A 17,193-nucleotide genomic window follows, 5' to 3' on the forward strand; every position below is an offset into this window, starting at 1 on the left:
TTTCGAGCCCGGTAAGCGTCCTCCCCTGCCACCGGGCTGTCCTCATATGAAATCAGGGTGCCCAGAACACCTCTATCCGTCTTGGCGCCGCTTCGAGCACGCTGCGGATCGGCTTTTTTGCGCCTGGACCCATCGCACCGTTGAACGCTGTGCGCTTGTCCTCGCCTTCGATGTGCAGCGCGACGAAGCCGGCGGCGACGATGCGTGCCATCGACAGCGTCAGCCGCGGCTCACCGCCGCTCGCCGCATGCACCGGCAGCACGATCCGCTGGGATGCCGGGTCGAGCAGCTCCTCGAGGTTACCAGCATCCGGAAAGAACGAGGCCGTATGGCCATCGCCGCCCATCCCGAGGATCACCACGTCGAGCGGCCAGCGCAGCGACCGCAGCGCTTCGCTGTCCGCCGCCGCGGCGTCCTCGATGCTTGCCGCCTCATGGTAGAGCGGCACGAAGCGCGCCGCCGCTGCCTTGCTCTGCAGCAGGTTCGCCGCCACCAGACCGGCATTCGATCGCGGCGAGGATGGCGGCACGAAGCGCTCGTCGACCAGCGTCACGGTGACTTTGTCCCAGGCGATCGGCGTGGTCGACAGCGCGGCGAACAGCTTCGCCGGGGTGGTCCCGCCGGACACGGCGAGCAGCGCCGTGCCGCGTTCCGCAACGGCCCGGGTCAACCGGTCTGCGATCTCGCCGGCAAGCGCCGTCGCCAGGTCCTGGCGATCGGCAAAGCCGTTCCAGCCGTAGCTGACCTCGCTCAATTGCTCTCGTGCCATGTCCGTCCGTCACGTTCGATAAGCGCGATCGAGGCCGACGGCCCCCAGGTTCCGGCCGTATAGCCCTGGGCTTCCTGCCGGGCGCTTTCCCAGGCATTCTGGATCGGGTCGATCCATTTCCAGGCCGCCTCGACCTCGTCGCGGCGCATGAACAGCGTCTGGTTGCCGCGCACCACATCCATGATCAGCCGCTCATAGGCGTCCGGCGCGCGCGCGTCGAAGGACTGAGCGAAGCTCATATCGAGCGAGATCTGGCGCAGGCGCATGCCGCCCGGGCCGGGATCCTTGATCATGATGTATTGTTTGACGCCTTCGTTCGGCTGCAGCCGGATCACCAACTGGTTGGCGAAGATCGGTCCGGCGCTGTCGCCGAAGATCGAATAGGGGATCGGCTTGAACTCGATGACGATTTCCGAGACGCGGGTGGCGAGCCGCTTGCCGGTCCTCAGATAGAAGGGAACGCCGGCCCAGCGCCAGTTGCCGATCTCGGCCTTGACGGCGACGAAAGTCTCGGTGTTGCTGTCCTTGCCGAGTTCCTCGACATAGCCCTTGACGGGACCGCCCGCAGAGGCGCCGGCGCGGTACTGGCCGCGCACCGTATGCTTGGGCGCCTCGTTGCCGTTGATGCGCTTCAACGCCCGCAGCACCTTCAGCTTCTCGTCGCGCACCGCATCGGCGTCCATGGACGACGGCGTTTCCATGGCGACGAGACAAAGCAGCTGCAGAATATGGTTCTGCACCATGTCGCGCAGCGCGCCGGCCTTGTCGTAATAGGTAACGCGGTCTTCGAGGCCGACGGTCTCGGCCACAGTGATCTGAACATGGTCGATATGCGCCGAATTCCACAGCGGCTCATAGAGCGCATTGGCAAAGCGCAGCGCCATCAGGTTCTGCACCGTTTCCTTGCCGAGATAGTGGTCGATGCGGAAGATCTGGCTTTCGTGGAAATCGTCGCCCACGGCGTCGTTCAGCGCGCGTGCCGAGCTGAGGTCGCGGCCGATCGGCTTTTCCAGCACGATGCGCGAATTCGGCGTGATCAGCTTGTTCTGCTTGAGCTGATGCGAGATATCGCCGAACAGCGCCGGCGCCACCGCGAGGTAGAAGGCGCGGATACGGTCGCTGTCGCCGATCGCCTTCTTGAGTTCGTCGAAGCCGGCGCCTGTGGTCGCGTCAGCCGACACGTACGAAAGCCGCGCCAAGAAAGTCTCAAGCTCCTTGGCATCGACATCGGCCGGTTTCACGTGCTCGGATATCGCCTTCTTGGCGAAGGCCTGGAATTCGGCGTCGCTCATCTTCGCGCGCGAGGTGCCGATGATGCGCGTCGGCTCGGAGAACTGATGGTCGCGCTGGCGATAATAGAGCGAAGGCAGGAGCTTGCGTTCCGACAGGTCGCCGGTGCCGCCGAAGATGATGAAGTCGAAGGGATCGACAGGAATGATCTGGCTGGTCATGGTCAGTCCGATTTGATGCCTGATACCGGCAGCATGGCTGGTATATTCTAATCGATTTAAATTTTCCAGTGCCATGGTGTCACAGGCAGGACCAATCGCTTGCACTTGCATCGGCCCACATGATTCCCGACACTCGCGCGCTGCCGGCAAGCTTGTCGGCAAGCCATGGCTTCCGGCAGCGTTCGCACCTGCACCATAGAACGCGAATGTGACGAAAGCTAAGGGAGATATTGCCGGGCCTGGGGCGGGCGGACGGCAGGTGGAAAAGTCACGTCAAAAACTGCGGAAATCCAATGAGCGGGAAGGCCATGCGTCTGGAAAACAAGGTCGCCATCATCACCGGTGCCGCGTCGGGCTTCGGCGCGGGCATGGCGAAGCGCTTTGCCGAAGAGGGCGCGCGCGTAGTCGTCGCGGATATCAACGCCAAGGGCGCCGAGCGGGTGGCCGACGAGATCGGCAACAAGGCTATCTGGACCCAGACGGACGTGTCCCTGCGCTCCGAATTCGACGAGATGATCTACGCCGCCAAGAGCGCGTTCGGCCGCATCGACATCATGGTCAACAATGCCGGCTTCACCCACCGCAACGGCGATATGCTCGGCGTCGATGAGGAAACCTTCGACCTGATCACCGCGGTCAACATGAAGGCGATCTACCATGCGGCGCTCGCCGTCGTGCCGATCATGGACCGGCAGGGCGGCGGCGTCATCCTGACCACGGCCTCGACGGCCGGGCTTCGGCCGCGGCCGGGACTGACCTGGTACAATGCTTCCAAGGGCTGGGCAATCACCGCCACCAAGTCGATGGCCATCGAGCTGGCGCCGAAGAACATCCGCGTCAACTGCCTTTGCCCGGTTGCCGGAGAGACCGGCATGCTGGAGAAATTCATGGGCGCCGACACGCCTGAAATCCGCGAAAAATTCCGCGCCTCGATCCCGCTCGGCCGGCTTTCGACTCCGCTCGACATCGCCAATGCGGCGCTGTGGCTGGCCTCGGACGAAGCGGCCTTCATAACCGGCGTGGCGCTGGAGGTCGACGGCGGGCGCTGTATCTAAGTAATGGACGTGCGGCCCGTGTTTGACTCGACGATCCGGCGAAAGGCATAACGGTGCCTGGACGAGGCGGGTGCCATGAATGCCGGACTGCGAAAAATTCGCGAGGATCTGGGGCAGCGCCTCAAAATCTACCGGGCGAAGCGTGCGCGAGCGCGAAGCAAGGCCACTTTCATTGGCGTAACCGGCAGCTCCGGGAAATCGACTGCGGCTAGCCTGCTCGGACACATCCTGGGCGGCCACCGGCGGGTCTATACCCGGGTCCTGGCCAATACGATAAAGTCGTTGGTCAGCACGCTTTACAAGCGCATGAACAAGGGTGGCGAGGTCGACTACGTCGTCTTCGAGGCCGGCGCTTTCGGCGTCGATACGATCAGGCCCATGGCGCAGATGCTGAAGCCGCATGTGGCCGTCGTGACGATGGTGCGGCTCGAGCATTTTTCCAGCTTCAAGACGCTGGAGAACGTCGCTCGCGAAAAACGCGCACTGGTCGAGGAGCTGGAACTTGGCGGCCTGGGGGTACTCAACGCCGACGATCCCAATGTATTGGCCATGGCATCCGGCGATACGCATCGCTTCGTGACGTTCGGCGAGTCGGAAACGGCCGACTATCGCGTCGCCGATATCAACGCCGCCTATCCGCGCACGCTCGGCTTCACGCTTCATTGGCGGGGCGGAACGCTGAAGCTCGAGACACCATTTCCGGGCGAGCATTTCTGGCTGCCGACGGCTGCCGCGGCCGCGACCGCGCTCGAGCTTGGCGCGCCCGCGCGAATGGTGGAGGAAAGGATCGCGACATTCGTGCCGTTGGCGAACCGCTGCCACGTTGTGGTCGTCGACGGAGGACCGCATTTCGTCGTAGACACCGCCAAAGCGCCGTGGCATTCGCTGCCCCTCGCTTTCGACATGGTGGCGAAATCAGGGGCCGGGGGAAAGCGGATCGTGCTCGGCCAGCTATCCGACTTTGCCGGTTCAAACGCAAAATATGCGCGCGCCTATGAAAGTGCGCGCGAGATTGCCGACCAGGTGATCTATGTCGGGGAGCATGCCCATCGCTCGAAAGCCAGCAAGGCCGATCGTGACAGCGGCCGGTTCGTCGAACTGCGCACGCCGAAAGAGGCTTCAGATCATCTCAGGCGCACGGCGGCGCCAGGCGAACTCATCCTGCTCAAGAGTTCTTCCAGTCTCCACCTGGAACGTTTGGCGCTCGCCTGGACACATGATGTCAAATGCTGGATCCCCGCTTGCGGAAAGAAGGAAGGTTGCCAGGATTGCGGCCTTTTCGAAGTGCCGTTCGAGGAGCACCGGGATTTCGTCAAAAAGCGCAGGAATGATCGCCGGCGACAGCGCCTGCGTCGCCTCTTCGGCGGCTGACGGCATCGCGGTTCGGACGCGGCGGCGCCGGCACAACGGCCTCACGCGCCCGTCTTGACGTAGCTCTTGTAGACCCAGCCGTGCTTGCCGTTATAGACGATCTCGCACCACTTCTTGCAGTTCATCACCTGCACCGAGGCCTTGGCGGGCACGGTGACGATCGCGGCAGCGCCCTTCTTCGGTGCGGAGCGCATGGTGACGGCCCTCAAGATGCGTCCGTTAGCGGCCGCGCCGACTTTCTGAGGTTCCGGTTTGGGCTGCGCCGCGTTGTCCGTTGCTGCCGGATCGGCATCGGGAGCCTGCGGCTTGGCCTCGGGAATGGCGGCGGTCTGGGCGCCGTCCATCTTGTCGTCGGGCGTCTTCGCGGCTGTCTCGCCCGCCGGGGCGGGTGCGGCAACCTGCGACAGCGCGTCCGAGGCGTCGTTCTCCGCGGCCGGTTCGGCGAAGGCTGTGTCGGTTGATTGCGCAGCGCTCGGCTCGGTGGCCTGCGTCGAAGGAACTGGCTTATCCGCTGCCTGCTCCGATGGGGATTTGGAGTCGGAAGCGGTCCAGCGGGGGTTGTTCGACGACAGTGCCGGAATGCTGGCTACGCGGGCCGTCGTCGGCGTAACGGCATCCGCCTTGCTCGCGGCCTGCGGTGCGGCTGCTGCGACGCTGACCGCGGCGGCGGCCGGAGCGATCTTCGTCGTCTTCACCGGGATCGTCGGCACGGTCTGCTCGGCGCCGGCCGCGGCAACCTGCCGGCCGCTGCCCGGAATGCACAACCAGAGCGCCACCGCGGCCACGCCAAGCAGCGCGACCGTGCCCACCGCTGCAATGACCAGATGCGCGTTCGACTGCACCTTCTGCCGGAAGGATGGCCGTACGTTATAGCCGAACTGCATTGTGAAGCGCTGCCGTTGCGGCGCGCCGAAACTGAAGGGCTCGTTCACTCAAACCACCTCCAACACGCGGGCCGACGTTCTTTCGATCATTGCCATAAGGATTGGCATCGATCGGCATCGGTCCCGAAAATCATTGCGGACAAGGCCCGCGAAATCCCCCGATTTTCGCCCATAATTGCATCTTTTACTGCTGATTATGGCATGAGTGAGCCAAATTGCGAAATTCTCGCCGTCCGTTAAGGCTTCCACAACCTGCCGCGTGGAAGCCGTCAGCGTCGATTCGGCGGCTTCGGCTGGGGAGATAGCTTCAAATCCTGTCGCGCACAGCAAACCAGTTGAGGGCGAGAAACAAGAGCGGCGCGCGAAATCGCCGGCCGCCCGGGAAGGCGGGGATTTTCAAATCCTCAATCAGTTTCAGCCGATCGCGATTGCCGGCAATGGTCTCGGCATAGAGCTTGCCGAAGAAGTTCGACAGCATGACGCCGTGGCCGGAATAGCCGCCGATCGAAATCACATTCGGCATCACTTCGCGCACGAACGGCTTTCTCGGCATCGTGATGCCGACATAGCCGCCCCAGCCATGCGTGATCTCGACATCCTTGAGGTCCGGGTAGAGCTCGGCGATCTGCCTGCGGATGTGAATATGGATGTCCTTCGGATCGTTGACGGCATAGACCTCGCGGCCGCCGAACAACAACCGGCCGTCTTTCGACTTGCGGAAATAGCGTACCACGAAACGGGAATCGTCGACGGACTCGCCGCCCGGTAGCACTTTGGTAGCAGCGTCGAGCGGCACGGTCGCGCCGATGAAAGAGCCGATCGGCATGATATGCGCCGCGCTTACCGGCTCAAGATTGCCGCCATAGGCATTGACCCCGATCAGGCATTTGTCGGCGGTGATCGTGCCCTTGGACGTCGTGACCCTCACCTTGCCGCCATTGGAAATGATGCCGGTGGACGGCGTCTGCTCGAAGAGATGCGCGCCCGCGGCCGCCGCCACTTTCGCCGTGCCGATCACCAGCTTCAGCGGATGGATGTGACCGGTGCCGATGTCGCGGGTGCCGCCGAAGTAGCGCGACGAGCCCAACCGCTGCGCCGTCTCCGTCTTGTCCATGAAGCTGACGCGCGGATAGCCGAAGCGGCTTGCCATGATCTCGGCGTGGCGCTTGTAGTCGTCGACGTAACGCTTCTTGTGCGCCACCGAAAGCTGGCCCGGCATATAGTCGATGTCGATCGCGTTGGTCGCCGCGAAATCCAGCAGATGCGCCTTGGCTTCCTCGGCCATCTCGAACAACGCCTTGGCGCGCGAAAGGCCATATTCGGCCTCCAGTTCCTCGGCCCATGCGCGCTGCCCGGTGCCAAGCTGGCCGCCATTGCGTCCCGATGCGCCGTCGCCGAAGCGATAGGCCTCGATCAGCACGACATTCGCGCCAGCTTTGGCGAGGTGCGCGGCTGCCGACAAGCCAGTGAAACCGCCGCCGACGATGACGACGTCGCAGGTCCGGTCGCCGTCGAGCGAAGCATATTCGGGTCGAGGACCGGCGGTGTCCTCATACCATGAGCGCCCGGGGGAAATCGGGGATTGATAGGTCATGATCGATCAGACGTTGAGCAGCAGATACTCCCGCTCCCACGGGCTGATCACTTCCATAAAAGTTTCGAACTCGGCGCGCTTGATCGCGGTATAGGTGGCGGCGAAGGATTTGCCCAGAATGGCGCCGAGCTCCGTGTCGTCCTCGAACAGGCCGACGGCTTCCAGAAGGCCGCGCGGCAGGTCGATCTCATCGGCGTTGGCGGTCGTCAGCACCGGCGGTTCAGCCTTGATCTTGTTGTTCATGCCGACCAGCCCGCAGGCCAGCGACGCGGCCAGCGCCAGATACGGGTTGGCATCGGAAGACGGGATGCGGTTTTCGACGCGCCGCGCGGCCGGATCCGAGCGCGGCACGCGGAAGGCGGTGGTGCGGTTGTCGTAGCCCCATTTGTTGTTGACCGGAGCCGAGGCCTGTTGCGTCAGCCGGCGGTAGGAATTGACGTAAGGCGCAAACATCACCAGCGCGTTCGGCACATGCTTTTGCATGCCGCCGATGAAGTGGAAGAAAGCGTCTGTCTCGGAGCCGTCCTCGGCCGAGAAGATGTTCTTGCCGGTCTTCTTGTCGACCACAGACTGGTGGATATGCATGGCCGAGCCCGGCTGTCCCTGGATCGGCTTGGCCATGAAGGTAGCGTAGATCTCGTGCTTTAGCGCCGCCTCGCGGATAGTGCGCTTGAACATGAACACCTGGTCGGCGAGCTCGATCGGATTGCCGTGCCGCAGATTGATTTCGAGTTGGCCGGCGCCTTCCTCATGGATCAGCGTGTCGATCTCCAGGCCTTGCCGTTCCGAGAAATGGTAGATGTCGTCGATCAACTCGTCGAACTCGTTGACGCCGGCGATCGAATAGCCGGCGCCGCCGCCGATCGGCCGCCCCGAACGCCCGACGGGCGGCGTCAGCGGATAGTCCGGATCCGGGTTCTTGCGCACCAGATAGAATTCGATCTCGGGCGCCACCACCGGCTTCAGCCCACGCTCGTCATAGGCGGCAAGCACCCGCTTCAGCACGTTGCGCGGCGTGAATTCGACGGAGCGGCCGTCCTGATGCACGAGGTCGCAGATCACTGCCGCCGTCGGGTCTTCTTCCCACGGCACGACGGTCAGCGTCGAGAGATCGGGAAGCAGCTTCAGGTCGCCGTCGTCCTCGGGATAGTGGAAGCCGTTGCCGTCTTCCGGATAGCCGCCCGAGATCGTCGTCATGAAGACGGCCGAAGGCAGCGCCAGCGAGGTGTTGGAGGTGAATTTCTTCGACGGCATCATCTTGCCGCGGGCGACGCCGGCCTGGTCCGGCGTGATGCATTCGATATCCTCGATGCCGCGCCACTCCAGCCAGGCGCTGGCTTCCTTCCAGTTCTTCACACCGCGTTCGTTTTTCAAGAAGGCAGGCGTGCGAGCGCGTCCCCCCCGGCTTGACGGACGGACTTCCCTTTTTTCAGGCGGCATCATTCACCAGATTGTGTTGCGGATTTCAGACTATAGCCGGGCGCCACGGGTGAAGGGAAGGGGAGACGCCGGACGCATGCTCAGGTAGCCGCTCCCTTGCGAACCGGCTGGCAGCGCCGGGCAAACGCGTCTACACCACGAGTTCGCGAGGATGAGGTGGCATGTCCGCTCTTACCACAATCGGCTTCGATGCCGACGACACGCTGTGGCAGAATGAGCAGTTCTTCCGCATGACCGAGAAACGCTTCGCCGAAATGCTGGCGGAGCACGGCGACCACGAGCATATCGCGGCAAGGCTGCTCGAGGCGGAAAGGCGCAACCTCGCCCTCTACGGGTTCGGCATCAAGGGCTTTACCCTGTCGATGATCGAGACGGCGGTCGAGATCACCGGTGGTGAGGTGCCTGGTTCGATCATCGGCAAGATACTGGCTGCCGGCCGCGAGATGCTCAGCCACCCGATCGAGCCGCTGCCGCATGCGCGTGAGACGGTCGAGAAGCTGGCGGGCTCCTACCATCTGGTGCTGATCACCAAGGGCGATCTCTTCGATCAGGAGCGCAAGCTTGCGCAGTCGGGAATGGGTGACCTCTTCGACGCGGTGGAGATCGTCAGCGACAAGAGCGCCGCCACCTATGCCCGCATCTTCAGCCGCCACGGCCGTGGTCCGCATAACAGCATGATGGTTGGCAATTCCCTCAAATCCGACGTGGTTCCCGCCATCGAGGCCGGCGGTTGGGGCATCCATGTGCCGCACGAATTGACCTGGGCGGTCGAACATGCCGAGGCGCCTGTCGCGGCACCGCGTTTCCGCCAGATTGCCGATCTCGGCGAGTTGCCGAGCCTGGTCGAGGCCATCGCAAAGGCCGGCTGAACGTCGTCTAGTCTAACCGCGCCCTACCAGGCGATCGACCACCGGTTGCAGCCTCTCGGGCGTGATCGGCTTGGCAACGACCGCATCGACCACGCTCGACAGGCCAAGGCTCTCTGGTGTGCCATTCCTGGTTGAGAGCAGGATAACCGCGGGCAGTGGCTTGCCGGAGACGCGCCGCAGCGCGTCGATGGCCGACATCAGCCGGTCGCAATCCTTGTCGTCGGGGCCGCCGTCGAGGATGACCGCGCCGGGCAGCTGGCCGGCCAGCGTCTTCTCGGCAGCTTCGGGCGGTTCCGAGATCGGCTTCAGGCCCGATTTCTCGACGATTTTCGACACCACCACCCGGTTGATCGATGATTTTCCGACGACCAGCACCTTGGAAAAATCCGCCGCCATCGTGCGGGCGCGGGCTGCCGGTCTCGGATGTTTTTCGGAGTGGTCGTCACGGTCGGCGGGACACATCGGCGGGCTGGCACTCTGGCTCAATGCAGGGTTGAAACCTGAGGCAGAATTGAGTGAGATCGCGGCCGGTGTCAAGCTGAAACGGCCGAGGCCGAAAATATAGCAAGAAAATCCTGAATCAGCGCAAGTCGTGCCTCCGGACGGCTAAGGCAAATCAAAAAAATGCGACAGTCTCCCGAACGTATAACGTACGGAAGACTGTCGCCGAGACTGTTGACGTTACGTCAAGTATGGCTCTGATGCGTAACGATCACAGGGATCAGCAGGTCACCCCAGTTGCCGTCGCCGCCATGATGCCTGGCCGAGCGCACCAGCTCCACCGAGACGCCGGCCTCGACTGCCTTCATGACCGACTGGTTGAGCCTGTGCAGATCGTTGGCGAGCATGCGGATCGTCGCCTGCTGGTCGACGCTCATCGCGCTCGATTGCTCCTCCGCCCTTTCCTTGACGCGGCTTATTGATGCCATTGGTCTTCTCCTCGATAAAAATGCCCCTGCGGGCGTTTCCTCTGGTTGTTATCCGTTACTCGGCCGCCGGCCTGAACTGGGCGTGCTCGGTCGATTCATGCATGGCGGTGGTCGAAGACTGGCCGCCGGTGATCGCCATCGACACGGCGTCGAAATAGCCGGTGCCGACCTCGCGCTGGTGCTTGGTCGCGGTGTAGCCGTTGGCTTCCGCTGCGAACTCGGCCTGCTGCAGTTCCGAATAGGCCGCCATCTGGCGGTCCTTGTAGCCGCGCGCCAGCTCGAACATGCCGAAGTTCAACTGGTGGAAGCCGGCCAGCGTGATGAACTGGAACTTGTAGCCCATTGCGCCGAGCTCCTTTTGGAACTTCGCGATCGTGGCGTCGTCGAGGTTCTTCTTCCAGTTGAACGATGGCGAGCAGTTGTAGGCGAGCAGCTTGCCCGGATGATGCTTGTGCACGCCCTCGGCGAACCTCCTGGCCTGCGCAAGATCCGGCTTCGAGGTTTCGCACCAGATCAGGTCGGCGTGGGGCGCATAGGCCACGGCGCGCGCGATGCAAGGCTCGATGCCGTTCCTCACATTGTAGAAGCCTTCGACCGTGCGGCCTGCATCGTAATCGACAAAAGCCCGGTCGCGCTCGTCGATATCGGAGGTCAAGAGCTTCGCCGCTTCCGCGTCCGTGCGCGCCACGACCAGCGTCGGCGTGCCCATCACGTCGGCCGCAAGGCGCGCGGCGTTGAGGTTGCGGATATGGGCCGCGGTAGGGATCAGCACCTTGCCGCCGAGATGGCCGCACTTCTTTTCCGACGCCAGCTGGTCCTCATAGTGGACGCCGGCGGCACCTGCCTCGATGAAGGCCTTCATGATCTCGAAGGCGTTGAGCGGGCCGCCGAACCCGGCTTCGGCGTCGGCGACGATCGGCGCGAACCAGGTCTCGACCGAAAGCCCGTTGCCTTCGGATGTCTCGATCTGGTCGGCGCGCTGCAGGGTGCGGTTGATGCGCTTGACGAGTTCAGGCGCCGCATTGGCCGGATAAAGCGACTGGTCCGGATACATGGCCGAAGCCGTGTTGGCATCCGCGGCCACCTGCCAGCCCGAGAGATAAATCGCCTTCAGCCCGGCGCGGACCTGCTGCATGGCCTGATTGCCGGACATCGCGCCGAGCGCGTTGACGAAATCCTCCTCGTGGATGAGCTTCCACAACCGGTTCGCGCCCATTTCGGCCAGCGTCTGGCGGATTTGCACGGAGCCGCGCAGCCGCTTCACATCCTCTGGCGAGTAGGGGCGCTCGATGCCGTCGAAACGGCCTTCCGGCGCGGACGGGACGAGGTTGTAAAAATCGGTCATTGGTCACTCCGGATCGTTTGAAACTGCTTCGGCGACGCATCGCAATGGACATATCCCGCGACGTCTGCGTATGACATCGTTTACATTGCAGCGCGAAATAGGCCAGGGAGATCGCCATTTAGCGTCAAAAATAAAGGAAAAGCTGTGTTGCCATTGACAAGCTCGCTCTGTAAATTTGTCATAATTGTAAGAGCGGCAAGGCGGGCGTCGGGCTCGATGCGCATGTAAATTTTTGTCAAGGGCGGAAGGGATGGCCGACCAGAAGATCTTTGCCGGGCCGCGGCTGCGCCGGCTGCGCAGCGCCCGCGGATTGACCCAGACGGCGATGGCCGAGGGTCTGGGCATTTCGCCCTCCTACCTCAACCTCATCGAGCGCAACCAGCGGCCGCTGACGGTGCAGCTCATCCTCAGGCTGGCCTCCGTCTACAAGGTCGATCCGCATGAGCTTCAGGGAGAGACAAGAGGTTCGATCGCGGCCTTGCGCGAAGCGTTCAGCGATCCGCTTCTTGCCGGCGAACTGCCCGGCGATCAGGAACTGATCGATCTCGCCGAGACGGCGCCCAATGCTTCGGCGGCGATGGTGAAACTCTTTCGCGCCTATCGCGAGCAGGCCGAGCGTCTGTCCGATCTCAACCAGCTTCTGGCCAGGGAGGGGAGGGCGACCGCGCTGTCCGGCGCGCGCCTGCCCGCCGACGAGGTCCACGAAGTGCTCGAACGCCGGCCGAACCACTTTGCTGCGCTGGAGGAGGAGGCGGAGGCTTTCACATCGGTCCTCGAGCCCGGCGACGATCTGTTCGCCGCGCTGAAGGCCTGGTTGCGGCGCGAGCATGGCATCGTCGTCAAGGTGCTGCCGGTCACCACCATGCCCAACTGGCGCCGCCGCTACGACCGCCATTCGCAACGCCTGTTCCTGTCGGAGCGGTTGTCGCCCTTCGACCAGTTGCGTGAAGTCGCCATGGAGGCGAGCCTGATGCGCATGTCGGTGGCCGTCGCGGGCGAGATCCAGGGGCTGAAGCTCGGCACGGACGAGGCGCGCCGGCTCGCCCGCTTCGAGCTCGGCCGCTATGCCGCGCACGCTCTGATGATGCCCTATCAGGCCTTCCACGCCGCCGCCGTTCGCGCCCGCTACGACATCGATGTCTTGCGTTCCCGCTTCGGCGTCTCTTTCGAACAGGCGGCCAACCGCCTGACCATGCTGCAGCGGCAGGGCGCGTCGGGTGTGCCCTTCTTCATGCTGGAAGTCGACAATGCTGGCAACCGCTTCCGCAAGGCCGGCAGCCAGGGTTATCCGCAAAGCCGCTTCGGCGGCGGCTGCCCCAAGCTTCCCATTCATGCGGCCTTCTCGCAGCCGGGTCAGATCCTGGTCGAGGCGGTGGAGATGCCCGATGGCGCCGAGTTCCTCTGCATCGCCCGCACGCTGGAAGGCCCGCAAGGCGCCTTCTCCGAACGGCCGCGTCGCACCGCGCTGCTGCTTGGTTGCGATATCGGCTTCCGCGACGAAATCGTCTATGGCGCGGCGCTGCCGGCCGGCGCGGCCGGCAAGCCCGGCCAGGGTTTCGCCACGCCGGTCGGTCCCGCCTGCCGGCTTTGCGAGCGCGTCGGCTGCCTGGCGCGCGCCGAGCCGCCGGTGACGCGCCCGCTCGGCCTCGACGAGATGGTGACCGGCCTCAGCGCCTTTGACTTTCAGGGATGATACGGCGGATGTGCCCCAAGCTTCGCCGGGCGCTGGATCACGCCGGCCGTGCGTCTTTGCGCTAGGCGATTGCGACACAGTCCCGTCGTCCAAGCCGCGGTCTTGTCGTCTGAGACACGGTCTTGTCGTCCTTGGTGCATCGTGCAGCCCGCAACTCGCTGACAATCGTGTCCATGACCGATACCACTTCGCCGCCCGCCGCCTTGCCTGCCGTCTCGCCGCGCGAGGAACGGGTCGGCATGCTCCTGGTCTTCCTTTCGGCGCTCATGTGGAGCTTCGGCGGCACCATCGCCCGCTTCATCCATGTCGACGACAGCTGGACCGTTGTCTTCTGGCGCTCGCTCTGGGCCGTTGCCTTCCTCGTCGCGTTCATGGTCTGGCGCGATGGCTGGCGGGGCACCCTGAAGCTGTTTCGGCACATGGGCCTGCCCGGTCTTGGTGTCGCCCTCTGCTTCGCCACCGCCTCCACCAGCTTCGTCGTGGCGCTCGCCTACACCACGGTCGCCAACATCCTTTTGATGCAGGCCGGAGTGCCGCTGCTTGCGGCGCTCCTTGCGTGGCTCCTGTTTCGCGAGCGTGTGAGCCCGGCGACCTGGGTCGCCATTGCCGCAGTGATCACCGGCGTCGCGATCATGGTCTCCGAATCTCTCGACGGGGCCGTGTCCCCCATCGGCGACGGCCTTGCGCTGCTGATTGCGGTGATGTTTTCCGTGGCGACCGTGATCACCCGGCGCTTCGCTCATGTGCGCATGGTGCCGGCCAATTGCCTCGCGGCGCTGCTCGCTTGCGCGTTAGCGGCATCTCAAGCCTCGCAGTTTGCCGTGTCCGGACGCGACATGGGCTTCCTCTTCGCCTTCGGCGTCATCAACCTCGGCGTCGGCCTCGCCTTTTTCGCCATGGGCGCCCGGCTCGTGCCGGCGGCGATCGCGGCGCTGCTGGGCACCTTCGAGCCGATCCTCGGGCCGATCTGGGTCTGGCTCGTCCATTCCGAGGTGCCGTCGGTGCGCACCATCATCGGCGGCGCGGTCGTGGTCACCGCGTTGCTCGTCCATATCGGCCTGGAGTTCAAACGCCAGGCGCGGCCGGCACGTCCCGGCATCACCGGCCTGCCGTCACCCAATTGAAGTTGAGAGTCTTCCCCCATTGACAACCCTGTTGCCGGGCGGGCAGGCTGCGGTCACGGCAACAACAAGACAGGCGTATCTTGCCAAGTGTCTCTGCCGGCCTGACTAAGGCCGGACCACATCGTCGTATCTCTGCCCACGCCACGGCGAACGCCGCTGACGCCGCCCGGATACCTTACAAGGGCACGCCGCGGGAGGTCCTTGACCACCGACCGGCAACCCGGCGCAGCGCTGACAGGTCGCGCTTGTTGCCCCTCGGAAAGCTCAATAGTCTGAAACAAACGCCGTCCCGCGCTCCTATCGCGACGAGCCGGCAAGGGAACACTCACCAAAGGAGAACATCATGATCCGCAAAGCTCTATGGCTTTCGGCGACGTCGGTATTTCTAACGCTTTTCACGGCAGGCGGCCGTGCCGAGGACCGCGTCGTCAACGTCTATAACTGGTCGGACTATATCGACAGCTCGATCATCGACGACTTCACCAAGAAGACCGGTATCAAGGTCGTCTACGACACCTTCGATTCCAATGAGATCCTGGAGACCAAGCTGCTTGCCGGCGGCAGCGGCTATGACGTCGTCGTGCCCAGCGCCAACTTCTTGGCGCGTCAGATCCAGGCGGGCGTGTTCCAGAAGCTCGACAAGTCGAAGCTGCCGAACATCTCCAACATGTGGGACGTCATCTCCGAACGCACCGCCAAATACGATCCGGGCAACGAATATTCGGTCAACTATATGTGGGGCACCGTCGGCCTCGGCTATAACGTCAAGAAGGTGACGGCCGCGCTCGGCACCGACAAGATCGACAGCTGGGACGTCTTCTTCAATCCGGATAAGCTGGCCAAGCTGAAGGATTGCGGCGTCTATGTGCTGGATTCTCCCGCCGACATCATTCCAGCTGCGCTCAAATATCTCGGCCTCGACCCCAACAGCACCTCGCCGGATGACATTGCCAAGGCCGAGGAAGCGTTGCTCAAGGTCCGACCCTATATCCGCAAGTTCCATTCGTCCGAATACATCAACGCCTTGGCCAATGGCGATATTTGCCTGGCGATCGGCTGGTCGGGCGACGTCTTCCAGGCGCGCAACCGCGCCGAGGAAGCCAAACAGGGCGTCGAGATCGGCTATTCGGTGCCGAAGGAAGGCGCGCAGATGTGGTTCGACCAGATGGCGATCCCGGCGGACGCACCGCATGTCGCCGACGCGCTCGAGTTCATCAACTACATGATGACCCCCGAAGTCATCGCCAAGTCGTCGAACTACGTGCTCTACGCCAACGGCAACAAGGCTTCGCAGCAGTTCGTCGACAAGGCGATCCTGGAAGATACTGCGGTCTATCCGGATGCCGAGACGATCAAGAAACTCTATACCGTTAAGCCATACGATCCAAAGACACAGCGCGTCATCACGCGCACCTGGACCAAGATCGTCACCGGTCAGTAAGCATTGCGACACGACCCCGGCAGCCAACTGCCGGGGTCGCTTTCTTTTGGGGAATCAAAAAAGTAACGGAGTGGGGATCATGAAATCGCTTGGCAGCATCCGCAGGGATTTCGCGCCATGGAACGACCCGAACGCCAAGCCATATATCCAGTTCGACAAGGTCACCAAGAAGTTCGGTGACTTCACCGCCGTCAACAATCTGTCGCTGACCATTTTCGAGCGTGAATTCTTCGCGCTGCTCGGCGCCTCCGGTTGCGGCAAGTCGACCCTGCTCAGGATGCTTGCCGGCTTCGAGGAACCGACGGCGGGCCGCATCCTGCTGGACGGGCAGGACCTGCGCGGCATCCCGCCCTACAAGCGGCCGGTCAACATGATGTTCCAGTCCTACGCGCTGTTCCCGCATATGACGGTGGAGAAGAACATCGCCTTCGGCCTCAAGCAGGAAGGCATGCCGGGACCCGATGTCGAAAAGCGCGTCGCCGAAATGCTGAAGCTGGTCAAGCTCGAGCAGTTCGCCAAACGCAAGCCGCATCAGCTCTCGGGCGGTCAGCGCCAGCGCGTCGCGCTTGCGCGATCGGTCGCCAAGCGGCCCAAGGTTCTGCTGCTCGACGAACCGCTCGGCGCTTTGGACAAGAAGCTGCGCGAGGAAACGCAGTTCGAGCTGATGGACCTGCAGCAGGAGCTCGGCCTCACCTTCGTCGTCGTCACCCACGACCAGGAAGAAGCCATGACCATGGCCGATCGCATCGCCATCATGGACAAGGGCGAGGTCATGCAGGTCGCCACGCCAGCCGAGATCTACGAGGCGCCGACCTCGCGTTTCGTGGCGCATTTCGTCGGCAACGTGAACATGTTCGAGGGCAAGGTTGCCGAGCACACGGCAAACGCGACGCGCATCACCGGCGCGACCGGCGCCCAGATCGTCGTCGACAATGGCGGCAACGCCGCTGCCGGCTCCGACATCGTCTTCGCGATCCGGCCGGAAAAGATCAAGGTCTCCTCGAAAAAGCCCGCCGATGCCGTCAATGCGCTGGAAGGCGAGGTCTATGACGTCGCCTATCTCGGCGACATGACCGTCTTTCACATCAGGCTCGACGACGGGCAGATCGTGCGGGCGAGCGCCTTGAACGCCTCGCGCGTCACGGAGGATCCGCTGACCTGGAATGACCGCGCCTGGGTCTCCTTCCGGCCCGATGCCGGCGTCGTGTTGACCAGGTAGGAGGCTGAG

Annotated in this window: 15 protein-coding genes; 7 read left to right on the forward strand and 8 right to left on the reverse strand. The window is 63.4% G+C overall.

What is annotated here, in order from left to right; all coding sequences use genetic code 11:
- Positions 1-52: 52 nt before the first annotated feature.
- Together pgl and zwf are read right to left on the reverse strand one after the other, a co-directional pair.
- Positions 53-769, reverse strand: a complete 717-nt coding sequence (gene pgl, locus CK230_RS24855; protein ID WP_095819789.1) for a 6-phosphogluconolactonase — start codon at positions 767-769, stop codon at positions 53-55.
- A complete protein-coding gene (gene zwf / locus CK230_RS24860) occupies positions 751-2,220 on the reverse strand; it encodes a glucose-6-phosphate dehydrogenase (RefSeq protein WP_095819790.1) in 1,470 nt (489 codons plus the stop codon). The genes pgl and zwf overlap by 19 nt, the downstream gene beginning before the upstream one ends.
- A 308-nt stretch (positions 2,221-2,528) precedes the next feature.
- Between zwf and CK230_RS24865 the strand changes: the two genes are divergently transcribed.
- Together CK230_RS24865 and CK230_RS24870 are read left to right on the forward strand one after the other, a co-directional pair.
- Positions 2,529-3,275, forward strand: a complete 747-nt coding sequence (locus CK230_RS24865) for an SDR family oxidoreductase (protein WP_095819929.1) — start codon at positions 2,529-2,531, stop codon at positions 3,273-3,275.
- 75 nt (positions 3,276-3,350) lie between these two features.
- Positions 3,351-4,646, forward strand: coding sequence for a Mur ligase family protein (locus CK230_RS24870; RefSeq protein WP_095819791.1), 1,296 nt, complete (start codon positions 3,351-3,353; stop codon positions 4,644-4,646).
- 41 nt (positions 4,647-4,687) lie between these two features.
- Here the strand turns inward: CK230_RS24870 and CK230_RS24875 are convergent, their stop codons facing one another.
- The 3 genes from CK230_RS24875 to CK230_RS24885 form a co-directional block, all read right to left on the reverse strand.
- Positions 4,688-5,578, reverse strand: coding sequence for an SH3 domain-containing protein (locus tag CK230_RS24875; protein WP_095819792.1), 891 nt, complete (start codon positions 5,576-5,578; stop codon positions 4,688-4,690).
- A gap of 259 nt (positions 5,579-5,837) precedes the next feature.
- Positions 5,838-7,124, reverse strand: coding sequence for an FAD-binding oxidoreductase (locus CK230_RS24880; protein ID WP_095819793.1), 1,287 nt, complete (start codon positions 7,122-7,124; stop codon positions 5,838-5,840).
- 6 nt (positions 7,125-7,130) lie between these two features.
- Positions 7,131-8,564 (reverse strand): glutamine synthetase family protein, encoded by a 1,434-nt coding sequence (locus tag CK230_RS24885; protein WP_095819930.1) that lies wholly within the window; start codon positions 8,562-8,564, stop codon positions 7,131-7,133.
- A 161-nt stretch (positions 8,565-8,725) separates the two neighbouring features.
- Here CK230_RS24885 and CK230_RS24890 point away from each other — a divergent pair, with 161 nt between their 5' ends.
- Entirely contained in the window at positions 8,726-9,433 is a 708-nt protein-coding gene (locus CK230_RS24890; RefSeq protein WP_095819794.1) for an HAD family hydrolase, read from the forward strand.
- Between the two features lie 12 nt (positions 9,434-9,445).
- On the opposite strand, the gene CK230_RS24895 is transcribed toward CK230_RS24890, so the two are convergent.
- The 3 genes from CK230_RS24895 to aceA all read right to left on the reverse strand — a co-directional run bounded on the left by CK230_RS24895 (position 9,446) and on the right by aceA (position 11,707).
- Positions 9,446-9,829 (reverse strand): response regulator, encoded by a 384-nt coding sequence (locus tag CK230_RS24895; RefSeq protein ID WP_245430065.1) that lies wholly within the window; start codon positions 9,827-9,829, stop codon positions 9,446-9,448.
- A gap of 290 nt (positions 9,830-10,119) precedes the next feature.
- Positions 10,120-10,362: a hypothetical protein gene (locus tag CK230_RS24900; RefSeq protein WP_042640947.1), complete on the reverse strand. Its 243-nt coding sequence runs from the start codon at positions 10,360-10,362 to the stop codon at positions 10,120-10,122.
- Between the two features lie 55 nt (positions 10,363-10,417).
- Positions 10,418-11,707 (reverse strand): isocitrate lyase, encoded by a 1,290-nt coding sequence (gene aceA, locus CK230_RS24905; protein ID WP_095819796.1) that lies wholly within the window; start codon positions 11,705-11,707, stop codon positions 10,418-10,420.
- A gap of 250 nt (positions 11,708-11,957) precedes the next feature.
- Here aceA and CK230_RS24910 point away from each other — a divergent pair, with 250 nt between their 5' ends.
- The 4 genes from CK230_RS24910 (at position 11,958) to CK230_RS24925 (ending at position 17,184) form a co-directional block, all read left to right on the forward strand.
- On the forward strand, positions 11,958-13,400 hold the full coding sequence (locus CK230_RS24910; RefSeq protein ID WP_095819797.1) for a helix-turn-helix transcriptional regulator: 1,443 nt from the start codon (positions 11,958-11,960) through the stop codon (positions 13,398-13,400).
- A gap of 173 nt (positions 13,401-13,573) precedes the next feature.
- Positions 13,574-14,524 carry a DMT family transporter gene (locus CK230_RS24915; protein WP_095819798.1) on the forward strand — a complete coding sequence of 317 codons (951 nt, stop codon included), beginning with the start codon at positions 13,574-13,576 and terminating at the stop codon, positions 14,522-14,524.
- 343 nt (positions 14,525-14,867) lie between these two features.
- Entirely contained in the window at positions 14,868-15,965 is a 1,098-nt protein-coding gene (locus CK230_RS24920; protein WP_095819799.1) for a polyamine ABC transporter substrate-binding protein, read from the forward strand.
- 79 nt (positions 15,966-16,044) lie between these two features.
- Positions 16,045-17,184, forward strand: coding sequence for an ABC transporter ATP-binding protein (locus CK230_RS24925; protein ID WP_095819800.1), 1,140 nt, complete (start codon positions 16,045-16,047; stop codon positions 17,182-17,184).
- Positions 17,185-17,193 lie beyond the last annotated feature (9 nt).

The sequence above is a fragment of the Mesorhizobium sp. WSM3859 genome, assembly GCF_002295065.1.
Taxonomy (GTDB): Bacteria; Pseudomonadota; Alphaproteobacteria; order Rhizobiales; family Rhizobiaceae; genus Mesorhizobium.

What these genes read in the sequence shown, in the direction of transcription:
- pgl (WP_095819789.1), bottom strand. Translation starts at nt 769, where the DNA reads ATGGCACGAGAGCAATTGAGCGAGGTCAGCTACGGCTGGAACGGCTTT.
- CK230_RS24925 (WP_095819800.1), top strand. Translation starts at nt 16,045, where the DNA reads ATGAAATCGCTTGGCAGCATCCGCAGGGATTTCGCGCCATGGAACGAC.
- aceA (WP_095819796.1), bottom strand. Translation starts at nt 11,707, where the DNA reads ATGACCGATTTTTACAACCTCGTCCCGTCCGCGCCGGAAGGCCGTTTC.
- CK230_RS24890 (WP_095819794.1), top strand. Translation starts at nt 8,726, where the DNA reads ATGTCCGCTCTTACCACAATCGGCTTCGATGCCGACGACACGCTGTGG.
- CK230_RS24880 (WP_095819793.1), bottom strand. Translation starts at nt 7,124, where the DNA reads ATGACCTATCAATCCCCGATTTCCCCCGGGCGCTCATGGTATGAGGAC.
- CK230_RS24920 (WP_095819799.1), top strand. Translation starts at nt 14,868, where the DNA reads ATGATCCGCAAAGCTCTATGGCTTTCGGCGACGTCGGTATTTCTAACG.
- CK230_RS24895 (WP_245430065.1), bottom strand. Translation starts at nt 9,829, where the DNA reads ATGGCGGCGGATTTTTCCAAGGTGCTGGTCGTCGGAAAATCATCGATC.
- CK230_RS24915 (WP_095819798.1), top strand. Translation starts at nt 13,574, where the DNA reads ATGACCGATACCACTTCGCCGCCCGCCGCCTTGCCTGCCGTCTCGCCG.
- CK230_RS24865 (WP_095819929.1), top strand. Translation starts at nt 2,529, where the DNA reads ATGCGTCTGGAAAACAAGGTCGCCATCATCACCGGTGCCGCGTCGGGC.
- CK230_RS24910 (WP_095819797.1), top strand. Translation starts at nt 11,958, where the DNA reads ATGGCCGACCAGAAGATCTTTGCCGGGCCGCGGCTGCGCCGGCTGCGC.
- CK230_RS24870 (WP_095819791.1), top strand. Translation starts at nt 3,351, where the DNA reads ATGAATGCCGGACTGCGAAAAATTCGCGAGGATCTGGGGCAGCGCCTC.
- CK230_RS24900 (WP_042640947.1), bottom strand. Translation starts at nt 10,362, where the DNA reads ATGGCATCAATAAGCCGCGTCAAGGAAAGGGCGGAGGAGCAATCGAGC.
- CK230_RS24885 (WP_095819930.1), bottom strand. Translation starts at nt 8,564, where the DNA reads ATGCCGCCTGAAAAAAGGGAAGTCCGTCCGTCAAGCCGGGGGGGACGC.
- zwf (WP_095819790.1), bottom strand. Translation starts at nt 2,220, where the DNA reads ATGACCAGCCAGATCATTCCTGTCGATCCCTTCGACTTCATCATCTTC.